Origin of the sequence: Paenibacillus sp. P46E (genome assembly GCF_001909095.1) — a bacterium.
GTDB lineage: Bacteria > Bacillota > Bacilli > Paenibacillales > Paenibacillaceae > Paenibacillus_AQ > Paenibacillus_AQ helianthi.
Window position 1 is genome coordinate 1 of record NZ_LVYZ01000008.1, and the last position, 808, is coordinate 808.

At 51.4% G+C, this 808-nt stretch carries 2 rRNA genes; both read right to left on the bottom strand.

Going from position 1 to position 808, the window contains the following annotated elements:
- Window positions 1-174 (bottom strand): 23S ribosomal RNA (locus tag A3849_RS03495); the annotation flags it as partial.
- A gap of 248 nt (window positions 175-422) precedes the next feature.
- Window positions 423-808: ribosomal RNA gene (locus tag A3849_RS03500) — 16S ribosomal RNA — on the bottom strand; the annotation flags it as partial.

An 808-nucleotide genomic window follows, 5' to 3' on the forward strand; every position in this document is an offset into this window, starting at 1 on the left:
TACCCTATGTATTCAGGTATGAGTAACTGCGAATTACCACAGCTGGGTTTCCCCATTCGGACACCCCCGGATCAAAGCTTGCTTACAGCTCCCCGAGGCAGTTTCGTTGTTCGCCACGTCCTTCGTCGGCTCCTGGCGCCTAGGCATCCTCCGTGTGCTCTTATTAGCTTAACCATTGCGTTTTCCCAAAAGGGAAATCGCTAGCATCGCTATAATATAAACTTGTTTACACAAGTTCAGCTTAAAGGAATGTTCTAAAACGCATTTTCGTTTCGGTATCCAGTTTTCAAGGATCAAGGTAAAGATGAGAGCTTCAACTCTCAAAACTGAGCAACGAGTGAGTGGTTCGAACCTTCAAAGGTTCTAATGGAAGCTAAGCTTCCGATTTGAATGTTTCCGTTGCAGGAAACGATTCTCCATAGAAAGGAGGTGATCCAGCCGCACCTTCCGATACGGCTACCTTGTTACGACTTCACCCCAATCATCTACCCCACCTTCGGCGGCTGGCTCCCTTGCGGGTTACCCCACCGACTTCGGGTGTTGTAAACTCTCGTGGTGTGACGGGCGGTGTGTACAAGACCCGGGAACGTATTCACCGCGGCATGCTGATCCGCGATTACTAGCAATTCCGACTTCATGCAGGCGAGTTGCAGCCTGCAATCCGAACTGAGACCGGCTTTGCTGGGATTGGCTCCACCTCGCGGCTTCGCTTCCCGTTGTACCGGCCATTGTAGTACGTGTGTAGCCCAGGTCATAAGGGGCATGATGATTTGACGTCATCCCCACCTTCCTCCGGTTTGTCACCGGC